Genomic DNA, 1713 nt, shown 5'->3' with positions numbered 1-1713 from the left:
GGACACCAGTAAGAACTTGAATTTGTTCTTTATGAATTTTATAAAGTTGTGCTAATTGAGACGCTTTATTTTCAGGATTGCAGCCTATCTTTATGTTTCTTTTATTAAGCTCGTCATTAATGAATTCTAATTCTGCCTGCATTCCCCTTTGGATACTCTTTCTAACTCCGGGTCTGTCTATGTCATGTTCGAGTTCAACCGCACGTATTTCCAGTAGTTCATTAAATTTATCTCCCTCTGGAATTTTACGGCTTGTTACCAGATTAACAAATTCATTTCGTTCATTATATAATTCAGTCGTCTTTTGTTTTTGAAAATATCTATTGGCGACATTAAGTCCTTCCAGAAGGGCAAAAAATGATGCCACTGCCGTACTAAAAATTAATGTAGGAATAGTACCAAGAATAAATGCAGTAAGTGCTATACCTCCAACTATAATAATAGCCACCGCACTAATTAATTTTTCTTTAATCGTTTTTTTAGGATCTGAGAAAAACACTATTCCCTCAGGGATTGCTGCTAGTCCATGGAAAAAATTTCCAATTAAAGGAATGGCTGAAAAAGAAGATAAGAATGAGGCAAAAACACTAAATACTTTATTTATTCCCGCAATGACAACCGAAGCAAATTTACCTCCTTCATAGACTCGTTCTATAAGCGACTTTCTTTCTCTGGTCAAAGCATGAATGTTATCTTTGAATAATTGCATTTTGACTGATAACTTCGGACGCTTTTTTAAAGATTCAGGCATGAGATAATATCTTTGTTCAATGCATATGCCTTATTTTAGTACAAATTTATACGTGAATCATTAAGTGAGGCTTAAGAGTTCTATATATTTTTTTGCATAAGTTCGAATATTCTCTGAATATCTTTAATAGGGTTCTGTTTTAAATTAGGAGCTCTCGGCCATCAGGATTCGCCTGTCATTAATCCTTGGATATCCTCGCGATTTAAGGTTTTAGCTGAGTGTCCCAATTTCATTTAGCTGTTTCTTAACGCTTTATTTATAACTTTTTCTTCTTTAAACAGGTACGGGATCTGATTTATAAAAGAACGAGTTAACATATTGACGCCTATTTTCCATAAAACTGAGTGATTTATCTTCTTTTGCGAGGCAAGCACGAATATTTATATACGTTGGAATGAATGAATCGTTTCAGCCAGCATACACCAAAGCCAAGGCTGTTCTTAGTTCGATGTAGCGTGTTGTTTCTTGGCCTTCTACCCAGGTAGTAATTTTATCTAGCCGGTTAACCTCTTCGTTTAGTTTGCTTTCAATATAGTTCCAGGCCTCTTTCACTGTATCATCCGCGGCAATATATCGGTTTACTTGTTCTGTTGATACTGTTGCTTTTGATTTACCCTTAACCCGGCTGTCTGAAAAATGCCTTGCTAGCTGCAGCAGCACCAATCCAACACCTGCAGACAGTTCTGTGCTCATGGTATTTTCTTCATTTTCTATAATGTTTTGGTATGTTTTGGATGAGACATCTGACTTTTTTTGCATCTGTTTCTCTTTATTAATCCCGTTGTTTGTTATTTTAGCATATTGTGATCTTATTGCCTTTTTGACGGGTTAAAGTAGTGCTGTTTACGATTTTTGGAACATGTAATTGCTAAAGAACACTTAAGAAAATATGAGCTTAATCAATTGTTTTTAAGAATGCTTTAGGGGCTGCAGAGAGAACGATGCACTACTTCATTATTATT

2 protein-coding genes are annotated in these 1713 nt (G+C 35.2%); both read right to left on the bottom strand.

Annotated features, from left to right (window positions below):
- Positions 1-751: T4SS effector SidA family protein (locus tag Q0495_RS12650; protein WP_298626912.1), on the bottom strand; the 751-nt coding region annotated here is incomplete at its 3' end.
- 408 nt (positions 752-1159) lie between these two features.
- On the bottom strand, positions 1160-1510 hold the full coding sequence (locus tag Q0495_RS12645; protein ID WP_298626910.1) for a hypothetical protein: 351 nt from the start codon (positions 1508-1510) through the stop codon (positions 1160-1162).
- Between the last annotated feature and the right edge of the window lie 203 nt (positions 1511-1713).

It is taken from the genome of uncultured Legionella sp., assembly GCF_937871865.1.
Classification (GTDB): Bacteria; Pseudomonadota; Gammaproteobacteria; order Legionellales; family Legionellaceae; genus Legionella.
The sequence above is the reverse complement of the archived record's forward strand: the minus strand, read 5'-3'. Positions and strand labels throughout refer to the sequence as shown.